General features: G+C 70.1%; 20 protein-coding genes. 1 reads left to right on the top strand and 19 read right to left on the bottom strand.

Going from position 1 to position 20,376, the window contains the following annotated elements:
- Positions 1-145: 145 nt before the first annotated feature.
- From tuf to GQR16_RS08180, 5 genes are all read right to left on the bottom strand, one after another.
- Positions 146-1,339 carry an elongation factor Tu gene (tuf, locus tag GQR16_RS08200; RefSeq protein ID WP_157414680.1) on the bottom strand — a complete coding sequence of 398 codons (1,194 nt, stop codon included), beginning with the start codon at positions 1,337-1,339 and terminating at the stop codon, positions 146-148.
- 134 nt (positions 1,340-1,473) lie between these two features.
- A complete protein-coding gene (fusA, locus tag GQR16_RS08195) occupies positions 1,474-3,588 on the bottom strand; it encodes an elongation factor G (RefSeq protein ID WP_157414679.1) in 2,115 nt (704 codons plus the stop codon).
- Between the two features lie 83 nt (positions 3,589-3,671).
- On the bottom strand, positions 3,672-4,142 hold the full coding sequence (gene rpsG / locus GQR16_RS08190) for a 30S ribosomal protein S7 (RefSeq protein WP_055860217.1): 471 nt from the start codon (positions 4,140-4,142) through the stop codon (positions 3,672-3,674).
- Positions 4,142-4,516 (bottom strand): 30S ribosomal protein S12, encoded by a 375-nt coding sequence (gene rpsL / locus GQR16_RS08185; protein ID WP_022889720.1) that lies wholly within the window; start codon positions 4,514-4,516, stop codon positions 4,142-4,144. Before rpsL ends, rpsG begins: the two co-directional genes overlap by 1 nt.
- 247 nt (positions 4,517-4,763) lie before the next feature.
- Positions 4,764-5,411 (bottom strand): spermidine/putrescine ABC transporter substrate-binding protein, encoded by a 648-nt coding sequence (locus tag GQR16_RS08180; RefSeq protein ID WP_157414678.1) that lies wholly within the window; start codon positions 5,409-5,411, stop codon positions 4,764-4,766.
- A 107-nt stretch (positions 5,412-5,518) separates the two neighbouring features.
- Between GQR16_RS08180 and GQR16_RS08175 the strand changes: the two genes are divergently transcribed.
- On the top strand, positions 5,519-6,160 hold the full coding sequence (locus tag GQR16_RS08175) for a YigZ family protein (protein ID WP_157414677.1): 642 nt from the start codon (positions 5,519-5,521) through the stop codon (positions 6,158-6,160).
- Positions 6,161-6,187: 27 nt separating this feature from the next.
- Here GQR16_RS08175 and GQR16_RS08170 read toward each other — a convergent pair whose 3' ends face one another.
- The 14 genes from GQR16_RS08170 to GQR16_RS08105 all read right to left on the bottom strand — a co-directional run.
- A complete protein-coding gene (locus GQR16_RS08170) occupies positions 6,188-6,664 on the bottom strand; it encodes a DUF6121 family protein (protein WP_157414676.1) in 477 nt (158 codons plus the stop codon).
- Between the two features lie 76 nt (positions 6,665-6,740).
- Entirely contained in the window at positions 6,741-7,454 is a 714-nt protein-coding gene (locus tag GQR16_RS08165; RefSeq protein ID WP_157414675.1) for a hypothetical protein, read from the bottom strand.
- Between the two features lie 46 nt (positions 7,455-7,500).
- Positions 7,501-7,938 carry a hypothetical protein gene (locus GQR16_RS08160; RefSeq protein WP_157414674.1) on the bottom strand — a complete coding sequence of 146 codons (438 nt, stop codon included), beginning with the start codon at positions 7,936-7,938 and terminating at the stop codon, positions 7,501-7,503.
- Between the two features lie 11 nt (positions 7,939-7,949).
- A complete protein-coding gene (locus GQR16_RS08155; RefSeq protein WP_157414673.1) occupies positions 7,950-9,761 on the bottom strand; it encodes an alpha/beta hydrolase in 1,812 nt (603 codons plus the stop codon).
- Positions 9,761-10,045 carry a hypothetical protein gene (locus GQR16_RS08150; protein WP_157414672.1) on the bottom strand — a complete coding sequence of 95 codons (285 nt, stop codon included), beginning with the start codon at positions 10,043-10,045 and terminating at the stop codon, positions 9,761-9,763. Before GQR16_RS08150 ends, GQR16_RS08155 begins: the two co-directional genes overlap by 1 nt.
- Positions 10,046-10,168: 123 nt before the next feature.
- A complete protein-coding gene (locus tag GQR16_RS08145; RefSeq protein WP_157414671.1) occupies positions 10,169-11,050 on the bottom strand; it encodes a hypothetical protein in 882 nt (293 codons plus the stop codon).
- Between the two features lie 67 nt (positions 11,051-11,117).
- Positions 11,118-11,999 (bottom strand): hypothetical protein, encoded by an 882-nt coding sequence (locus GQR16_RS08140; RefSeq protein ID WP_157414670.1) that lies wholly within the window; start codon positions 11,997-11,999, stop codon positions 11,118-11,120.
- On the bottom strand, positions 11,996-12,565 hold the full coding sequence (locus GQR16_RS08135) for a hypothetical protein (protein ID WP_157414669.1): 570 nt from the start codon (positions 12,563-12,565) through the stop codon (positions 11,996-11,998). The genes GQR16_RS08140 and GQR16_RS08135 overlap by 4 nt, the downstream gene beginning before the upstream one ends.
- Positions 12,565-13,173, bottom strand: coding sequence for a hypothetical protein (locus GQR16_RS08130; protein WP_157414668.1), 609 nt, complete (start codon positions 13,171-13,173; stop codon positions 12,565-12,567). Before GQR16_RS08130 ends, GQR16_RS08135 begins: the two co-directional genes overlap by 1 nt.
- Positions 13,174-13,182: 9 nt before the next feature.
- Positions 13,183-14,538, bottom strand: coding sequence for a hypothetical protein (locus tag GQR16_RS08125; RefSeq protein ID WP_157414667.1), 1,356 nt, complete (start codon positions 14,536-14,538; stop codon positions 13,183-13,185).
- Positions 14,539-14,547: 9 nt separating this feature from the next.
- Positions 14,548-14,871 (bottom strand): hypothetical protein, encoded by a 324-nt coding sequence (locus GQR16_RS08120; RefSeq protein WP_157414666.1) that lies wholly within the window; start codon positions 14,869-14,871, stop codon positions 14,548-14,550.
- Between the two features lie 123 nt (positions 14,872-14,994).
- Positions 14,995-15,282 (bottom strand): WXG100 family type VII secretion target, encoded by a 288-nt coding sequence (locus GQR16_RS08115; RefSeq protein ID WP_055860250.1) that lies wholly within the window; start codon positions 15,280-15,282, stop codon positions 14,995-14,997.
- Between the two features lie 92 nt (positions 15,283-15,374).
- Positions 15,375-19,886: a type VII secretion EssC family protein gene (locus GQR16_RS08110; protein ID WP_157414665.1), complete on the bottom strand. Its 4,512-nt coding sequence runs from the start codon at positions 19,884-19,886 to the stop codon at positions 15,375-15,377.
- A 3-nt stretch (positions 19,887-19,889) separates the two neighbouring features.
- Positions 19,890-20,376 (bottom strand): FHA domain-containing protein (locus GQR16_RS08105; protein ID WP_157414664.1); only part of this gene is annotated, 487 nt, incomplete at its 5' end.

Below are 20,376 nucleotides of genomic sequence, written 5' to 3'. Positions count from 1 at the left end.
CAGCGTAACCCGCTCGGGGGGAGACCGACATGTCGACGGGGTTACGGCCACCCGTGCATCCGGTGTGCGCTGAACACCCCGGGAACGACAGAACGGGGCCGGACCCGAAGGTCCGACCCCGCTCAAGGTCGCTGTCGCGAAGGAATTACTTGATGACCTTCGTGACGGTACCGGCGCCGACGGTGCGGCCACCCTCGCGGATGGCGAAGCCGAGGCCCTCTTCCATGGCGATCGGCTGGATCAGCGCGACCGTCATGTCGGTGGTGTCGCCGGGCATGACCATCTCGGTGCCCTCGGGCAGCGTGATGACGCCGGTGACGTCGGTGGTGCGGAAGTAGAACTGCGGACGGTAGTTCGCGTAGAACGGGTTGTGACGCCCACCCTCATCCTTGGACAGGATGTACGCGGTGCCCTCGAAGTCCGTGTGCGGGGTGACCGAGCCGGGGGCCACGACGACCTGGCCGCGCTCGACGTCTTCACGCTTGGTACCACGGAGGAGCAGACCGCAGTTCTCGCCGGCCCAGGCCTCGTCGAGCTGCTTGTGGAACATCTCGATACCCGTGACCGTGGTCTTCTGCGTCGGGCGGATGCCGACGATCTCGACCTCGGAGTTGATCTTCAGGGTGCCACGCTCGGCGCGGCCCGTGACGACGGTGCCACGACCGGTGATCGTGAACACGTCTTCGACCGGCATGAGGAACGGCTTGTCGCGGTCGCGCACGGGGTCCGGCACGGAGTCGTCGACAGCGGTCATGAGCTCGAGAACCGAGTCGACCCACTTCTCGTCGCCCTCGAGAGCCTTGAGGCCCGAGACGCGCACGACGGGAGCGTCGTCGCCGTCGAAGCCCTGGCTCGAGAGCAGCTCGCGAACCTCGAGCTCGACGAGCTCCAGGATCTCCTCGTCGTCGACCATGTCGGACTTGTTCAGCGCGACGAGCAGGTAGGGAACGCCGACCTGCTTGGCGAGCAGCACGTGCTCACGCGTCTGAGCCATCGGGCCGTCGGTGGCGGCGACCACGAGGATCGCGCCGTCCATCTGAGCCGCACCGGTGATCATGTTCTTGATGTAGTCGGCGTGACCGGGAGCGTCGACGTGCGCGTAGTGGCGCTTCGGCGTCTCGTACTCGACGTGCGAGATGTTGATCGTGATGCCGCGCTGACGCTCTTCGGGAGCCGAGTCGATCGACGCGAAGTCGCGCTGAACGTTGGTCGCCGACGGGTACTTGTCGGCAAGCACCTTCGAGATCGCTGCGGTGAGCGTGGTCTTGCCGTGGTCGACGTGACCGATCGTTCCGATGTTGACGTGCGGCTTGGTCCGCTCGAACTTGGCCTTAGCCACTGTGGGTCCTCCTCAGGACTCGTGTAGAACCTCCGGGCGCTGGATTGCGACCGGCGTGCTACGGGGTTTGTAGATATGTTACGCGAACCGGCTGGCTCGTGCGTCGGAGAGGGCCAAGGCCCCCGCCAGGGAGGTTATTCGCCCTTGTTCTTCTGGACGATCTCGTCGGCGACAGCCTTCGGGACCTCCGCGTAGCTGTCGAACGTCATCGAGTAGACGGCGCGGCCCGAGGTCTTGGACCGCAGGTCGCCGATGTATCCGAACATCTCCGACAGGGGCACGTTGGCGCGAATGACCTTCACGCCGCTCGCGTCCTCCATGGACTGGATCTGACCGCGGCGCGAGTTCAGGTCGCCGATGACGTCACCCATGTATTCCTCAGGGGTGCGCACCTCGACGGCCATCAGCGGCTCGAGCAGAACCGGGTTCGCCTTCCGAGCGGCTTCCTTGAAGCCCATCGAGCCGGCGATCTTGAACGCCATCTCCGAGGAGTCGACGTCGTGTGCGGCGCCGTCAAGCAGGCTTGCCTTGACGCCGACCATCGGGTATCCGGCCAGGATGCCGTACTGCATGGCGTCCTGGAATCCGGCATCGACCGAGGGGATGTACTCGCGGGGAACGCGTCCGCCGGAGGTCTTGTTCTCGAACAGGTAGGTCTGCTCGGCCGTGACCTCGAGGGGCTCCAGCGCGAACTGGATCTTCGCGAACTGGCCGGATCCACCCGTCTGCTTCTTGTGGGTGTAGTCGTGCTTCTCGACCGAGCGCTTGATGGTCTCGCGGTACGCGACCTGGGGCTTGCCCACGTTGGCCTCGACGTTGAACTCGCGCTTCATGCGGTCGACCAGGATGTCGAGGTGGAGCTCGCCCATTCCCTTGATGACCGTCTGACCGGTCTCCTGGTTCTGCTCGGTGCGGAAGGTCGGGTCCTCTTCGGCGAGCTTCTGGATCGCCGTGCCGAGCTTCTCCTGGTCGGCCTTGGTCTTCGGCTCGATGGCGACCTCGATGACGGGCTCGGGGAAGGTCATCGACTCGAGGACGACCTGGTTGTTCGGGTCGCTCAGGGTGTCACCGGTGGTGGTGTCCTTCAGACCGATGACGGCGTAGATGTTGCCGGCGGTCACCGAGTCGATCGGGATCTCCTTGTTGGCGTGCATCTGGAAGATCTTGCCGATGCGCTCCTTCTTGCCCTTGGTCGAGTTGATGACCTGGGCACCGCTGTCGAGGCGGCCGGAGTAGACGCGCACGTAGGTGAGGCGACCGAAGAACGGGTGCACTGCGACCTTGAACGCGAGCGCGGTGAACGGCTCGTCGGCGTCGGCGTGACGCATGACGACCTTCTCCTCGTCGCGCGCGTCGTGGGCCTCGATGGCCGGGACGTCGAGCGGCGACGGAAGGAAGTCGATGACGGCGTCGAGCATCGGCTGCACGCCACGGTTCTTGAACGCCGAACCGCAGAGGACCGGGTAGATCTCGGAGTTGACGGTGAGCTTGCGGATCGCAGCCTTGATCTCGGCGACCGTGAGCTCTTCGCCGCCGAAGTACTTCTCCATGAGGTCGTCGCTCGTCTCGGCGACGACTTCGAGCAGGGCCGTGCGGTACTCCGCGGCCTTCTCGACGAGGTCGGCGGGGATCTCCTCGATGGCGTACTTGGCGCCCATCTCGACGTCACCCTTTGCATCGCCGCGCCACGTGAGTGCGCGCATCTCGATGAGGTCGACGACGCCCTCGAACTGCGACTCCGAACCGATCGGGAGCTGCAGCACCAGGGGCTTGGCGCCCAGGCGGCTGACGATCGTGTCGACCGTGTAGTAGAAGTCGGCGCCGAGCTTGTCCATCTTGTTGACGAAGCAGATGCGCGGGACGTTGTACTTGTCGGCCTGACGCCACACCGTCTCGGACTGGGGCTCGACGCCCTCCTTGCCGTCGAAGACGGCGACGGCACCGTCGAGCACGCGGAGCGAACGCTCGACCTCGACCGTGAAGTCCACGTGGCCGGGGGTGTCGATGATGTTGATCTGGTTCTTGTTCCAGTAGCAGGTCACGGCGGCAGACGTGATCGTGATGCCGCGCTCCTTCTCCTGCTCCATCCAGTCGGTGGTCGAGGCACCGTCGTGCGTCTCACCGATCTTGTGGTTGACGCCCGTGTAGAACAGGATGCGCTCGGTGGTGGTGGTCTTGCCGGCATCGATGTGGGCCATGATGCCGATGTTGCGGACCTTGCTCAGGTCGGTGAGCACGTCTTGTGCCACGAGGGTTCCTCCGGGAAGTCAAGAAGGGAAAGAAAGGGGGGAGCGGATGCCACGAGCCGAGGCCGCGGCATCCGCTCGGCCTGCTACCAGCGGTAGTGGGCGAATGCGCGGTTCGACTCGGCCATCTTGTGCGTGTCTTCACGACGCTTGACGGCTGCACCGAGGCTGTTGGACGCGTCGAGGATCTCGTTGGTGAGACGCTCGGTCATCGTCTTCTCGCGACGGGCCTTCGCGTAGCTCGTGAGCCAGCGGAGGGCGAGGGTGTTGGCGCGGTGCGGCTTGACCTCGACGGGGACCTGGTAGGTCGATCCGCCGACGCGGCGCGAACGCACCTCGAGGGTCGGGCGCACGTTGTCGAGCGCCTTCTTGAGCACCGTGACGGCGTCCTGGCCGGACTTGGTGGCCACGTTCTCGAGCGCTTCGTAGACGATGCGCTGAGCGAGGTCCTTCTTGCCGTCGACGAGGATCTTGTTGACGAGCTGGCTGACGACCGGCGAGCCGTAGACGGGGTCTGCGACGACGGGGCGCTTCGGAGCGGGTCCCTTGCGAGGCATTACTTCTTCTCCATCTTCGCGCCGTAGCGGCTGCGAGCCTGCTTGCGGTTCTTCACGGCCTGCGTGTCGAGGGCGCCGCGGATGATCTTGTAACGGACACCCGGGAGGTCCTTCACACGACCGCCGCGAACGAGCACCATCGAGTGCTCCTGCAGGTTGTGGCCCTCACCGGGGATGTAGGCCGTGACCTCGGTGCCGTTCGAGAGCTTCACACGAGCGACCTTGCGGAGCGCGGAGTTCGGCTTCTTCGGGGTGGTGGTGTACACACGCGTGCACACGCCGCGCTGCTGGGGGTTGGCCTTCAGGGCGGGAGCCTTGGTCTTGGTGACCTTCGGCGAGCGACCCTTGCGGACCAACTGCTGAATGGTTGGCACTGCTTCTCCTTGTTGGTGCTGCACGGTGACAGCGTTTGATGGATTTCACATCACGACCCACCATCCGCTCGAGGTCGAGCGGACGTAGTGTGGTGGGTATGCCGTGGGGGCGAGACGCCCTGAATGCGCACGCCGAAGCGCGCACACCCGATCTATGGTAATGCCGCGTAACCTTGCGGTCAAATGGGGGCGGATGCCGCGGGCGGCTGCCCAGCGGTCTCGCAGGTGCCGCTCAGGCGGGCCGGGCTCAACCAGGCCAGCCCGGGGCGTCGAGCTCGCGGTCGAGGTCGGCGAGCATGTCGGCGACCTGCGGCTCGACGAGGCGTTCGATCGCGTTGCCGATGCGGTAGCGGTGCTGGGCCAGCTCGACGCAGATGCGCCGACCGAGCTGCTTCGCGAACTCGTCGGCGAGACGCACCTCCTCGCGGAGGGCCTCCTTCTCCTCGGGCGTGAACGGCCGCGGCGCGGGCTCGGCGGCCTCGGCGGCGGTCTCCTGCTCGAGCCCGCCGAGCGTGAAGAGGAACGGCTGGTCGGCCACCGGCTCTGGGTCGACCTCGAGGCCGGCGAACTCGGGGTCCAGCCCCTCGCCCGCGCGGTACGGACGACGTGCCTTGCGCTCCTCGGCGAGCCGGATCTCGCGGTGCAGCATCGGCAGGTTGCGGGCCGTGTAGTCGTCGACGGCGAGGTCGATGACGCCCTTCATTCGCATCGAGAAGGAGTGCTGCACCGGATGCGGCACGTCGACGTCGAGCCCCGCAGCGGCGAGGATCGGCGAGCCGAAGCAGCGCTGGCAGAGCCGCACCCTGGATCGATGCGTGCCGGGTCGCCACCGCGGCAGCCACTGCAGCCAGCGGTCGACCTCGTGGCTCACGCGCGCCTCGACCGAACCCTCCACGAGGATCACGATAGCGCCGCAGCCGCCCGACGGCGCGCGATGCGCCGCGCCCGGCCTGCCGCTGACCGCGTTCGGCCCCACGAACGCGGCTCCGGGAGAATGGACGCATGGCCGCGGCATCCGGAACGTACACGACCGTCGCGGCACGCGTTCGGACCGAGATCGAGATCGAGCGCTCGCGGTTCATCTGCGTGCTCGACCGCGTCGACGACGAGGATGCCGCGCGCGAGGTCATCGCGGCGGTGCGGGCCGCCGAGCCCAAGGCCCGTCACCACTGCACGGCGTTCGTCATCGGCGCACGCGGCGAGCTCGCGCGCTCGAGCGACGACGGCGAGCCGTCCGGCACGGCCGGACAGCCGATGCTCGAGGCGCTGCGCGGCGAGGGGCTCTCCGACGTCGTGGCCGTGGTGAGCCGCTACTTCGGCGGGGTGCTGCTCGGCACGGGCGGGCTCGTACGCGCCTACACCGCCTCCGTGCAGGAGTCGGCGCGGGCCGCGACCCGGGTGACCCGCAGCCTCAGGACCACGGTCGAGGTGCGTTCGGACTACGAGCGCGGCCCATCGCTCGAAGCAGAGCTGCGGCGCCTCGGGCACACCCCGCTCCACGTCGAGTACGGCGCCGACATGCGCATCGACGTCGGCGTGCCGACGGCCGACACCGACGGCTTCGCCGCGCGCATCGCGGAGCTCACGGGCGGTGCGGCGCGGGTCGCGGTCGCCGGAACGGTCTACGTCGACGATCCGGCCTGACGCGGCATCCGTCGAACGACCGGCACGTCACTCGTCTTCGTCGCGCTCCCACGGCCAGCGCGGGCGCCGCATGCCGTGGTCGCGGCCGCGCGCGACGAGCACCGCGAAGACCGCGACGATCGCCGCCGCGATCGGCACGAGCAGGCCGAACCAGCCGAGACCGAACAGGATGCCGAACGCGAAGCTCGCGGCCACGCTACCCGTCGAGCCGACCAGGTGACCGATGATCGCCGCGATCACGAGCGTCAGCCAGCTGCCGAGCGCCGTGAGCGCGACCGTGCCGGCCATGCGCTCGGGTCGCGCGAGGCGCAGCCCGAGCGTGAGCAGCACCGCCAGCGCGGATGCGCCGACCGCGACCGGCACGACGAGCACGCCCACCGAGGAGTCGGCCACGACCTCGACGTCGGCCAGCAGGCTCACGAACCCATAAGCGCACACCACGATCGCGAGATCGAGCGCCGTCGCGAACCCCGCGACGACCCAGGCCGTGCGACGAGGATCCATGCCTTCGAGCGTACGCCGACCGCTCGGCCCGCCGACCCTCGTCGCGGCGACCGCCGCGGACTCCGGTGTGCGCGGGTCAGCTGCGCGAGGCCGTGAGCTCGTCGCGCAGCGTCGGCGCGGCACGCCATTCGGCGGCCGCGACGATGCGGTCGAACAGCTCGAGCATGAGCGGCTCGAGCGCGGCGAGCACGCTCGAAAGGCTCACGAGCACGACCTCTGCACTGCCGGGCACCGTGATCCAGTAGTCGACGGTGATCGACTCGGCGGTCTCGTCGGAGGCCGCGGAGCCGGCGATGCCGGCATCGTCGGCGCGGTCGGCGACCTGTCGCGCGATGCGGCGCAGCACGATCGACTCGCCCTTGGCGAAGGCCACGCCGCCCTCTGCCGCGAACGCCGACCACGGGTCGTCCGCCGCGGCGCCCGCGCCCGCCGCGCCGCTCGTCAGCGCGCCGACGACGCGTTCGGCCAGCAGCGCGGGCTCGGCGCTCGTGCCGAACGCCGAGGGCAGGGCGTACTCGGTGATCGTCGTGGCGAAGGCGATGCCGCCGTCGTTGGACTCGGAGTGGTGCATCTGCACGGCGCCCGCTCGCACCGCCTCGTCGATCGAGCGTCCGAGGCGCGCGCGATGGTCGGCACGCGAGCGGGCGAGGTCGTCGCGCCGGCCGTAACGGGCTCCCACGAACTCCGCGATCGCCGCCGATCGGGTCTCGGCGTCGGCTTCGAGCGGCGCGCGCCACCAGGTGCCGGGCAGCACGAGGTCGAGCCTCGGTCGGCGGACGGTCTCGGTCATGGATCAGGCCTTCTTCACGATGTCGTGCGGTGTTCGACGGGGCAGTTCAGCGCTCGCCCGCGAACGACCTGATCGCGCTCGCGGGGATGTACGCCATGCGCGGGTTCACCATGAAGGTCTCGCTGAAGCCGATCGACTCGAGCACGACGTCGACGTCGAGCCGCTCGCCCGAGGCGGTGCTCGCGGCCACATGCACGCTGTCGTAGGCCTCGGGCAGCGCGCCGCCGACGGCCTGGAGCGTCGCGGTCACGCTCTCGGCCGGGAGTTCGTCGCCGGATGCGACCAGGTGGAGGAGCACGTGCCTCGAGAGGCCGTCCTTGCCCTCATCGACGCGAACCTCGTCGAGCCCGGCGGGCACGTCGCTCACCGCCGCCTCGACGGCCTCGAGCGGACGCTGCGAGGCCGGAGCGGCGCACCCCGCCGTCACTGCGAGCAGGCCGAGCGTGATGCAGCCCAGGATCATCGTGCCGAACGGCTTCTTCATGAATCGAACTCTCACTCCTTGAACGCGTACTGCTCATTCGACACGATATCTCCGTAGAACTGCGAGAAGCCGTCGTCGACCGTTCCGTCTTCTGCCTGCAACCGCAGTGCCGTCTGGCGGTACGCCTCGTTGTCGTGCGCCTGCGGGTACGGCTTTCCGGTGATCGGGTCGATCGGGACCGGCTCGGAGTACGTCGACCAGGTGTCGGTGTCGGGCGGACTCGGCGTGAGATCGAGCGTGTGCACGACATCGTCGTGGTGCTGCATCGAGACGACCTCGGTCTTCGGCGGGATCGCCATGTCGTCGATCGGGGCGCCGTAGGCGAGCACGCCCTGGAAGTTGAACTCGTCGGACCGGTTGGCCGCGAGGTGCCCGGCCAGGATGCCGCCCTGGCTGAACCCGACGAGCAGCACCGGGTCGGTCGGCTGGATGCCGGCCTGGCGCATGGCCTCGAGGACGGCGCGCTCGTACTGGGTGCGCACCTCGGGGAAGAGGCGGAGCACGATGTTCGTGTCGAGGTCGTTGACGGCTCCGTCGCCGTTCATGTCCTCGCCGAAGAAGACGCCGGCGACCTGCCAGTCCTGGGTGCTCGGCAACGTCACGATGTACCGCGGCGGATCGCCCTCGACGCGCATGATGTCGACCACCGTCTGCGACGAGCCGCCCATCTTGTCGGAGTACCCCTCGAGGGCGACGAGGTCGTCCATGCTGTCGATCCGGTCGACCGCCTCCGCGTCCTGCCAGGCGAGGTAGGACTCGTCGTTCGCCGGGTCGGGCGCGAACTCGTCCACCTCGGGGGTGGGGGCGAAGATCTCGATGGCCACGCGCCACGCCAGCACGACCCCGATGAAGGCGACCGTGGCGAACACGAGCGCCCAGAACAGCGGGCTGCTGAGGATGAGCACCGCGAGGCCCACGACCGCGGCGAGGATCACGCCGATCGCCGCCGCCACGAGGAGCACGAGCGCCGCGGTGACGAGCAGGAGTCCGACGACCAACGCGATCGCCACGAATGCGAGCAGCGCCGCCGCCACGACGACGATGAGCAGCGCGGCGATCGCGAGCGCCGCGACGATGAGCGCCGCGACGACCGCGAGGCCGAGCAGCACGATCGCGGCGACCACCACGAGCACCGCCGCGACCAGCACGATGACCGCCGCGACGATGGCCATGACGGCCGCGACGACGGCGCCCGCGATCGCCCGGATCGCATCGCCGATCGCGTCGAACACCGCGCCGATGGCTCCGCCCACGTCGTCCCAGAACGAGTCGTTCAGATCGCTCCCGTCGACGACGCCCCGGATGCGGTCGATCGCGACGCGCGCGGCACGATCGCGATCCGCGACCGCCTCCTCCCAGCGCTGACGGGCCGATTCGGCGGCGCCCTCGCTGCGATCGAGATCCGCGCCGACCGACGTGATCGATCGCTGGAGCGTGCGGATGTCGGCCGCCGACGTGTCGTCGGGCATCGCACGGAGCTTCGAGCGAAGCGTGCGCTCCCGCGCCTGGAGGGCCGCCGCGTCGCCGTCGGCGTCGTGGGCGTCGCGGATCGCGCGGTCCGCGTCGTCCTGTGCGCGATCGAGTGCCGCCGCGTAGTCGACGAGCGCGTCGCCGGTCTCGCCGTAGCGACGCTCGGCGGCTGCGATGTCGCGGGAGAGTCGCTCGGCATCCGCTCGCACCCGGTCGACGGCGACGCTCACCATCGCGGAGGGCTCGGCGATGCGATCGAGGGTCGCGACGGCGTCGCGGATGGCGGAGGCGGTCTCCGCGTAGCGCTGGCCCGTGCGGCGCAGCACCACGGGATCACCGGGAAGCGGGTGCATCAGTTCTCCTCACGGGTGGCCAGCGAGCGGTCGAGTTCGGTGAAGGCGCGGTCGATCTCGGTGAGCACGCCCGCGAGCTTGCCCAGGTTCTCGGCGAAGTCGCGTCGGCGGTCGTCCCAGGTCGACGCGAAACGCTCGATCGCGTCGGCGAGCTCCGGATGCCCCGCGGCGTCGGCTGCGGCCTGCGCGGTGTGCTCGCTCTGTTCGAACACCCGCTTGATCGCGCGGGCGTCGCTCGCGGCCCCGCCGATCGCACTCAGGTCGAGGGACACGAGGTCTGCCATGCGGACTCGCCTTCCATGTTCGGGGATCCTGGTCGAGCACCGGGACTCTGACGACCCTACGAGATCGGCGGCGCCCACGGGAATGGGGAGCACTCCCCTGCCGTGGTGCCGGGCGAGGACGTCTCAGGTCCAGTCGGCACGCGAGCGCACTCGCTGCAGCGCCTGATCGAACTGCGATGCCGTCAGCGTTCCGCGATCGCGGAGCACGGCGACGGCCGCTTCTTCGGCGGCGACCAGTGCCGCCCGTTCGGACTGGGTGCTCACCGAGAACACGTGCCTGCGCCACGTCACGACCCCGTCTTCGACAGCGGCTCGGAACTCGGGCAGTCCGGCGATCTCGGGCGGCACGCCGAGCCGGGGCTTGCGGCCCCCCGCCCACGTCGGGCGCTCACGATCGTGTCGGAAGGCGAACACGGCCAGGACGACGCTGCCGAGCGCGGAGAGGATCTGCAGCACGAGGCCCACCGCGGCCTCGGGAGAGACGTCGTACCGCGGTGCGGACCCGAGGACGATGAACGCGCCGATCGCCCAGAGGACCGCGGTGACCACGAAGAGCGGCGCGCCGAAGTCGCCGCCCCGATAGAGCGGGCTCGACGTCCGCCTCGGTTCGAGCCAGATGAACAGCACGAGCGAGAGTGCCATCAGGATGCCGGAGGGGAGCGCGCCGACCTCGGGCTCGAACGCCCTTCCGTTGCGGCCGGTCATGATCAGGGCGGGCGCGACGAGCGCGAGCACGAGGGCGGTGACGCTCAGCCAGAGGTACCCTCGCGACACCGTGCGCGGTCGTTCGTCGGGCGTGGTCGGGTGCAGGCGACCGAACTCGGCCATCTCGAGCCCGCGGCGCACGTTGGGGTAGGCCGCTGCCGCCTCTGGGTGAGCGGCGAGGATCGCGATCTGGGGCACGGCGGCCAGCGCCGCCTCGGCGGTCGCATCGGCCGGCAGGGCTTCGACGGCCGACGTCACCGCGGCCCGCACCTCGGGCGTCATCGCCGACGACGCGGTCATGCGTCGACCTCGGATGGCCCGACGAACGATGCCGGATCGAGGTCGCGGCGAAGCCGTTCTCGGGTGCTCACAAGGAGACGTCGTACCGCACCGCGGCGAGGTCCTTGCCGCGCAGCGCACGGACGACCTGCGGCACGAGCACACCGCGGGCGATCACCGCGCTCACGCCCTCCGCGACGGCCGCGTCGAACGCGGCGCGAGCGTCGGGGTCGAGCTCGTCGAAGTGGGCGCCCGTCTCGGCGCTCGACGCATGCTGCTCGACGCGCAGCCGCGCGCGGAGGTCGCCGTTCGAACGCGAGTCCGTCGCGCCGCCCGCGACCGCATCGCGATACTCGCGCGCGTCGGCGGCTCGCCCGAACCAGAGCAGGACCGCCGCGATCGCCACGAGCGCCGCCACCACGACCGACGGCACCAGGAGGTCGAGGGAAGCGCCACCGGCCTCGCGCAGCAGCAGACCCCCGGCGCTGATCACCGAGAATCCGGAGGTGAAGAGCAGGATCATGCGCCCCTGCGCCGCGGTGCTGCCCGGCTTCCGTGCCAGGAGCCCGTTGACCGCGTGGGCGAGGAGGGCGAGCACGAGGAGGCCGGCGACGAACGGGGCGAGCACTTCGGACCGCTGCATCCACCCGTCGGATTGGATACCGGCGTCGATGGACGTCGCCATCGCCCCGGCCGCGAGGAGCCCGCCGAGGGCGTCGAGCAGGAAACGCTGCTTGATGCGCACCGGTTCGGCCGGGGCCGTCTGCCGCGACGCAGCCGCCTCGATGCGGAGATCGCGGGCGAACTTGTCGAACCGCACGTCGACCGCGCGCACGCCGTCGGCGATCTCGCGATCGAGCTTCACGAGCGCGGCATCCTGGATGATCCGGATGACGGCGCTCGCGGTGTCGGCACGGTCGAGCGGCATCGTGCGTGCCCGCTCGATCGCGGCCGTCGTCGCCTCGGTCATGACGTCTCCTCGATTCGAATGCCGTCGACGAGGCGCTCCACGAACGGAAGGAGCACGGATGCCTCGGGCAGGCGGTCGGCGCTCGCGCTCACGACGACCACGCAGCCCGCGTGCTCGAACGCGTAGTTGATGCGACCGCCCACCGAACCGGGGGCGCTCGACGGCACCACGACGGCTGCGCGCCGGCCGGCACCGAGATGCTTCGCGTGCACGTCGTCGACGGTGGGCGTGAGCACGGCGCGATCGTCGATCGCGACCGCGCCATCGAGGTCGAGCGGAGTGGACGGGTCGCTCGGGGCCACGTGCACGGCGGCGATGCCGAGCACGGGGATGGACCTCGGGCAGAACAGGAGGAACTCGGTCGCCAAGGGCGAACGCTCGGCGCGCGCGAACGCGGCGAACTCGCGCAGCGTCTCGCGAGCGGTCTCGTCGAGCTCGCCGAGATCGCGCTCGTACTCCTCGACGAAGGCGTCGAGCCAATCGCCCTCGGATGCGAAAGCCGCGGTCGGGAACTCCGCCGGCGCGGGGAACCAGACCGCCGTGCTGTAGTCGATCGTGTACTGCATCAGTCGATGGGGTCCCACTCGAAGGTGCTGATGACGAGATCGCTGAGGTCGACGAGGGCGGCCGCCACCTGCTCGTCTTCGGCATCGGGATTCGCGGGCAACGGGATGCTGGTCGTGAACTGCAGCGCCCGACGGCGACCGGAACCGGGAATCGGGATGAGGTAGTCGAGCACCTTCGAGGATGCGCCGCGCAGGTCTCCCTTGCCGGCGACCTCGACCTCCCAGCGGACGACCGTCTGGTCGTCGCGGAGGAACTGCGCACCGTTCTCGCGGAAGAGCGCGCCGACCTGCCGGTCGAGCGTGCCGCCCAGCTGCCCCTCGACGACCGAGGCGGTGATCGACATCGGCATCGGGAACGCGTCGGAATCGGCGGTCTCGGTCTGCAGGTAGATCGCGAAGGCCCGTGCCGCCTGCATCTTCTTCGCCGACGACTCGAGCAGATTGCGCATCTCGACATCGAGATCGGGCCGGTGGCCGGCGCGGAGGACGGCGCTCGTTCGCTTGATGAGCTCGCCGACCCCCTCACGATCGGCCGGCAGCTCCTCCCACCCCTGCGGCAGGATCAGCCGGTACGCAGGCACGCCGAACTTGGTTGCGGATGACGACACCTCAGCACCCTACCCGGCGAGCTGGGCTCGCCACGCATCGACGGGGTCGCCACCGAAGAGCGAGCCGAGGACGGTTGCGGCGTCCTTGCCACTGGCGCCGGTCTTCACGGACACGTCGGCGAAGTTGATCGCCTGCTGGATGCGCGGGAGCGCAGCGGCCCCGTCGTCGAGGATGGCGCCGAGGGAACCGACCGAGCCGAGCTGCCCGCGGATGATGCCCTGGTGGTGGGCGGAGAAGTCGGCGAACTCCGTGGCGAGACGGCTCGACCACGCACCGCTCGTGCCGTTCAGGAGGTTCAGCCGGATGCCGGAAGCACCGTAGCCCTGCCACCGCAGTCCCTCGAAGAGCGACCCGACACGCGACGCGAGGCCGGCGCGAGCGGCCGAGCCGAGTCCGCTCCCGGTACCGAGCTCGTCGATGTTGCGCACCAGCCCCCGGAGGCCGCGGATCTGACCGACGGACTCGACGATGTCGCCCACCGGCCCCTTGAAGAACGCGAGGGCCTGCATGCGCTCGCCTGCCTTGAACAGCTTGCCGAGCTTTCCGAAGGGCAGCACGCCGACGATGGCCCAGGCCAGGTCGTCTCCGCCCTTTCGGCCCTTCGCGTAGAGGTAGGCCGTGCCGATCAGCGCGATGACGCCGATGACCGCGCCGATGAGCGCCAGGATCGGCCCGCCGATGATGATCGCCGCGATCGCGACGATGATGCCGACCACGGAGAGCACGTCGACCACGACCTCGACGACGCCCGCCAGGTTGTCGGTCCAGTCGTCGGTCACGTTGCCATGGGTGGCGTCGTTGATCGCCCGCAGCGCGTCGTCGTATGCGTCGTCCCAGCGGATCCACTGCGCATCGAACTCGTCGAGCTGTTCGTCGAGGTGTCGTCGGGCGGTGGTCACGTCGCCCGCCGCGTCGGAGGCGGCGGCTTCGAGTCGTCGTTTGCGCGACTCGGCGGCGTCATCGACCGGGACGCCGTCGGGCAGCGCGTCGACGCTGTGCTGCGCGGAGGCGGCCGCGGAGGTCTTCTGGTCGAGCGTGGCCTTGGCCTGCTCGGCCTCCGAGACGATGCCGCGCATCGCGGACTGGATCGACTCGAGGCGGCTGCCGTACCGCTTCATCGCGGTGCCGGTCGGCGCGTACCGGTCGCCGGCCTTCGAGAGCTCCTCATGGGCCTCGCCGACCTCGTCGCGGATCTTCTCGATCGAGCGGCCCTTCTCCTCCGACGCGCCACCGCTGATGGCGCGGAGGATCTCTGCCGCCGACCTCATCTGCTCGCCGAGGTCTTCGATCTCGGTGCCGCGCTGTTGGATGCCGCGCGCATCGCCCTCGATGACGTGCACGTCATGCCCGTGCTTCGTTTGCATGTTCTGCGCCTACCTGGTCGGCAGCGAGGCGTCGCTCGCGCTGAGTTTGAGGCTCTTCGCAGCCTCGAGGTCGAAGTCCTGCCAGCCGGTGCACGTCGACTCCACTGCGGCCTGGATGCCCTGCAGCTTGGCGACCAGCGCGTTGCGCCGGTCGTCCCAGCCGCCTTCGAAGTCGTGCGTGCGATCGCGCAGGCCGCCGCGGCCGTCTGGTCTGCCGATCATGTCCTGGAGGCGATCGGTGCGCCTGTCGGCCTCGTCGAACTCGACCAGGATCTGCTTGAGCGATCCGTTGAGTCGGTTGAGGTGCTCGACCTTCACGTAGACGTCAGCCAACGACGTTCCTCTCAGGAGATGGGGCCTGGCCGGCCGGTGTGGCGGGTGCGCTCATGAGCGCACCGAGGGGAGGACCGACGGCCCTCCCCTGTCGTGCGTCGCCCTTCGGGCGACGCCGCACGATCAGTTGCCGGCGAGTGCCTGGTCGGTGTCCTTGATCGCCTGCATCATCTTGCGGAGCGAGTCGCCCATGTCGCTGATGCCCTCGATCGCCTTCTCGAGGCCGGTGGTGAGTTCGGTGTAGCCCTCGCCGAACTTGCCCGACGCGTGCTGCGTCTTGAAGTCGTCGCCCAGGAGACGGTCGACGTCGTCCTTCAGGCGGCGGAGCACGTCGCCGATGTCCTCGCGCCCGCTGTCGAGCTTGCCGGCCATCGATTCCATCTCGCCGTAAGACGCCTTGAAGTCTGCCATCTTGCTACCTTTCCTTGATGTCTCGGCCCGCCGCAGCGTGCCCTGCCTCCCCCAAGATAGGCGCATCCCGCTGACGCACCCAATGGGGAGGACTACCCACCGAGCGGCTGCTCGCCGACGAGCGGCAGCTGCACGGTCACGAATGCGCCGTTCTCGACGAAGATGCCCCGGCCCTCGGGGTACTCGTGGCGGGCGACCTTCGGGAAGGGCACCTTGAACAGCGAGTCGCCGTCGTAGGTCTCGGGCCGAAGCGCGATGCCGCGCCGGCCGGCCTTCAGCTCGCCGACGAGGCCGTAGCCGGAGCTCAGCTGCGACACGTCGCCGTCGCCGACCAGGAAGTGGTCGCTCCGGTTGATCGCCTGGAAGAGCTCCTTGAGGGGGCGCTCGGCGTCGGTGTCGCCGAACTCGGTGACGTTCTCGACGACGATCATGATGCGCCCCGGGATCGACTCGTCGCCCACGATGCCGACGAGCTCCTTCGCGAGCGCCCTGGCGTCGTCGATGCTCGTCGCCGAGCGGCGCCACGGCGCGAACTCGCGCAGCACCGCTCGCCGACCGCCGAAGTGGAACAGCTCGACCGACGGGTCGAAACGCCGGATCGAGGTGACGAGCGCCCGCACGGCGTTCGACTTGCCGCTCTTCGGCGGCCCCGCGATGACGAACGTGCCGATCGGCTCGAACCCCTTGGGGCCGAGCACGTCGTCGGCGACGCCGATGACGGGTTGCCCGTCGAGCTGGTCGGGCAGCTCGGTCACGGCGAGCGAGGTCGGCAGCGCGCCGATCTCGGAGGCCTCGACCGCTCCGCGCGCGCGAAGGGCGTCGGCGAACTCCTGCATCGCGCTCGTCTGCTCGGCGACGTTCGCGGTGCCGCCGATGGCCGCGATCTGCGTCTCGAAGCCGTCGACGATGGCGCGCCCCGGGGCGCTGCGTTCGTTGAGCACGTCTTTCGGGGCGCCGAGGATCGCGTACGCACCGTCATCCGACATGCGCAGGATGATGCGCTTGCTGACGTTCGCGCTGACCGCGGTCGGCACGGCGCCGTAGCGGTCGGCGGTGACGACGGCGTGGATGCCGAGCGGGCGGCCCTCGCCGAGCAGCCGCATGAAGATCGCGTAGAACGGGGACCGCGCCGAGGTGGTCTCCCACTCCTGCTTGAACGTGCCGAAGCCGTCGATGAGCAGCAGGATGCGCGACTCGTCGGTGCGGCCGGTGATCGTGCGGTACTCCGACAGGGTCGCCGCGTTCACGGCCGAGAACCGCTTCGCGCGTTCGTCGAGCACGGAGCGGATGTTGCGGAGCAGGCGCTGCACGCGCTCCGCGTCGTCGCCGGGCACGATCGAGCCGACGTGCGGCAGGCCCTCGATCGCGCGCAGGGACCCGGTGCCGAAGTCGAGACCGTAGACCACGGCGCGCGAGAGGTCGGGCCGCGCGCCGGCGGCGATCGCGATCGAGCGCAGCGCGGTGGACTTGCCGGCGCCGCTCGTGCCGTAGACGAGCATGTGGCCGTCGGTGTCTGGCACGAAGTACATCGGCTCCTGGAGCTGGCGCTCGGGGATGTCGGCGAGGCCCAGCGGGATGCGCGAGTCGCCGTCTTGAGGCAGGCTGCGCAGGTCGACGGTGGTCGCCAGGTCGTCGAGCCACGGGCGGCGGGGCGCTGGGATGCGGGCCTCGGATGCCGCGGCGATGAGGTTCTTGACGAGACGCTTCTGGTCGTTCGGGCCCAGGTCCTCGTCGTGCGTGTCGGACTCGGCGTCGGCGTCGTTCTCCCACACGATCGCGCCGCCGAAGCGGAGCTCGGCGACCTTGGCCTGTGCGACGTCGGGCACGTCGCTCGTCCACCCGCCGGCGTAGCCGGACTGGAACGGCACGAGGCGTCCGGGCCCGGTCTTGGCGATGCCGCGTCCGGGGATCGACGGGTCGAAGGTGCCCGCGACGGGGTCGCCGACGACGTCGTTCGAGTCGGAGACATCCGCCATGCGCAGTGCGACGCGGAGGTTCGTGTTCGCGCGCAGGTTGTCCTTGATGACGCCGGCGGGGCGCTGGGTGGCCATGATCAGGTGGATGCCGAGCGAGCGGCCGCGCTGGGCGATGTCGACGACGCCGTCGACGAACTCGGGGACCTCGCCGGCGAGCGCCGCGAACTCGTCGATGACGAGCACGAGCGCCGGCGGGGTCTCTGGGTCCTGGCGCTTCTCGAGCTCGAGGAGGTCCTTCGCCTTCTTGCGGTTGAACAGGTGTTCGCGGTGGTGCAGCTCGGCGCGGAGGCTCGTGAGGGCGCGGCGCACGAGGTGCGGGCTCAGGTCGGTGACGAGCCCGACGCAGTGCGGCAGCTCGACGCAGTCGGCGAACGCCGACCCGCCCTTGTAGTCGACGAAGAGGAACGTGACCCGGTCGGGGCTGTACTCGGCCGCCATGCCGAGCACCCACGCCTGGAGGAACTCGGACTTGCCCGAGCCGGTGGTGCCGCCGACGAGCGCGTGCGGGCCCTGCGTGCGCAGGTCGAGCGACATCGCATCGGGGCTGCCCTGGCCGATGAACGCCTTGAGCGTGCCGGCGCGCTTCAGACGCGGACGCGTGCCGCGCGTGCGGTCGAGGATCGAGTTGTTCTGCCGCCAGCGCTCGACCGCGGTCGAGGGCTGGGCCGCGAGGTCGGTGCCGAGCAGGCGCAGCAGCGAGACGCTGCGGGGCAGGTCGGTGGAGTCGGCCGTGACCGAGCTCGAGTCGACGACGGGGGCGAGGCGCTTCGCGAACACCTCGGCGTACTGGTTCGAGACGCCCTCGATGACGGCCTCGCGGTAGTCCTCGCCGGCGCGCACGTAGCCGACGCGGGCCTTGTCGAGTCCGTCGGTCGCATCGATGAAGGTGCGGCACGCGGCGGGCAGCGACTCGACGGTGGGCGCGAGGAAGATCGTGAAGATCCCGGCATCCGCCCCTCGCTCGATGACCTGCGTGAGGCGCGGGCGGTCGACGGGCGCGTCGTTGGTGACGATGAGCACGAGAGCGAGGTCGCCGTCGAGTTCGCCGGCCGATCCGCTGGAGCCGCCGACGCGCGCGCCGAGCGACATGGTCGAGTCGTCGGTGCTGAGCGGTCCGCGGCGGGTCGCGGTGCCCGAGAGCCGGCCGAGGATCGTCTCTTCGAGGGCGTTCAGGAGCGCCGTGCCGGCCGACTGGCTGTCGGCGAGGGCGAGGTCGGCGAACGGGGACCGCGGGCTCGTGGTGTGCGGGAGCCACTTCATCCACTCGATCTCGCGCGCCCAGGCGGGGTCGACGATGGCGGCGGTGACGAGCTCGTTGGGCGCGTGCAGGCCGAACAGCTGCACGCCGAGGCCGCGCAGCACGTCGGCGGCGAGGTGGCGAGGGCCGGCGATGCCGATCGCGCCCGAGCTCGGGAGCATCTCGACGAGCGGCACGTCGTCGATGTACTCGTGGCGGTCGCGCAGCACGTCGACCTGACGTGCGAAGCGCGCGATGCCCTTCAGCTCGTTCGACTCGGCGACGGTGTTGCGGCTGCGGGCGCGGCCGACGCCGAGCCGCAGCGCGAGGAAGTTCCAGTGCTCGGGGCGCCTGGTCCAGAGCAGCGGACCGAGGCGCATGGCCTGCTCGTACACCGAGGCGACCGAGGGCGACTCCTCGTGGCGACGCGCACGCTCGACGACGGTCTGCTTGGCGAGCCGCTCCTCGAGGTCTTCGATCTGGGTCTCGAACGTGTCGATCTCGAGCCGCAGCTTCTTGCCCTGCTGGGTGCGCTGGCCGATGAAGTTGCCGAGCATCATGAGGGGCGACATCGCGACGATGATCAGCGACGTCGCACGCCCGGTGATGACGAACATCGCGAAGCCCAGCATGACCGGCGCGACGATCATGGGCCACGGGAACAGTCGCGGCTCGGCTTCGTTCGGAACGGTCGGATGCCGGTGCTCCATGCCCGGGTAGCGCTCCTCGACGCGCGGCGAGCGGTTGAACATCAGCGACCCGCCGCGTTCGAGCACGGGGTCGGCCGCGGGCACCGCGTCGCTCGCGGCGACGAGCGAGAACGAGATGTCGGTGTCGCCGATCGTGATCTTCTGGCCCGGGATCACGCGCACGCGCTGCACGAGGCCGCCGTCGACGAGGAGTCCGTTGGCCGAGTTCAGGTCGACGAGCTCGATCGAGGACTGGTCGACCTCGACGCGCGCGTGGCGCTTCGACGCGAGGGCGTCGACGAGCACGATGTCGGCGCCGGCTGCGCGGCCGATGATGCTCGCACCTCGCGGCAGCCCGAACTCGCGGCCCGCGTCGGGGCCGTTGTGCACGCGCATCACGGCGGCGACGGCCGACTGGCCGCCCTGCCCGCCCGCGGTGTGGCCGGCCACGACGGCCGCGTTGAAGCCCGAGCCGATGGCGGCGTCGCCGATGAGCACCTGCGGGTCGAGCACGACGGGCTCGCTCGAGGTCGGCGGCGCGACCGCGAGGCTGAGCCCCGTCGCCCCGCGGAGGCCGGGCGACGCGGGGTCGTTGTGCGCGATGGCCGAGGCGACGTCGCCGACGGTGGCCGTGGCATCCGTCGTGATGACGAGGTCGACGGGGGCGCCCTGCTGGCGGCGGAGACCGACTTTGAGCTTCATGCGTTACCTTCCGGGCTCGGTGACGATCGTGAAGCTGCGGCCGCCGACGGTGACCACGCTGCCGACCGCGACCGGCGTGCGCACGCCGGCGCGCAGGGTCTCGACGCGACCGTCGGGATGCCGCAGGTCGGTGCCGTTCGTCGACCCGCGGTCGGCGATCCAGAAGCCCGACGCGTCGGCGCCGAACTCGGCGTGCACCTTCGAGATGAGCATCGACGGGTCGTCGACCGGCACGAGCTGGACGTGCTCGCCGTGCGCGGCGACGGGCGCGCGGCCGAGCAGGCCGTACTCGGCGGGAACGAGGCGCGAGCCGTCGTCGAACGCGAGCACGAGGCGCGGCGCGTTGGTCGCGGGCTGCGGTGCCGGTGGGGCGGATGCCCGCGCAGGGGCGGCAACGGGTGCGGCCTCGGGGGCGGCCGGCGGCAGCGGCGCGGTGTGCGCCGGGGGCGCCCAGGTCTGGGTGGCCGGCGACAGCGGCGCGGGGACGGTC

The organism is Agromyces allii (assembly GCF_009749385.1).
Taxonomy (GTDB): Bacteria; Actinomycetota; Actinomycetes; order Actinomycetales; family Microbacteriaceae; genus Agromyces; species Agromyces allii.
This window is presented reverse-complemented; position numbering and strand designations above follow the sequence as displayed.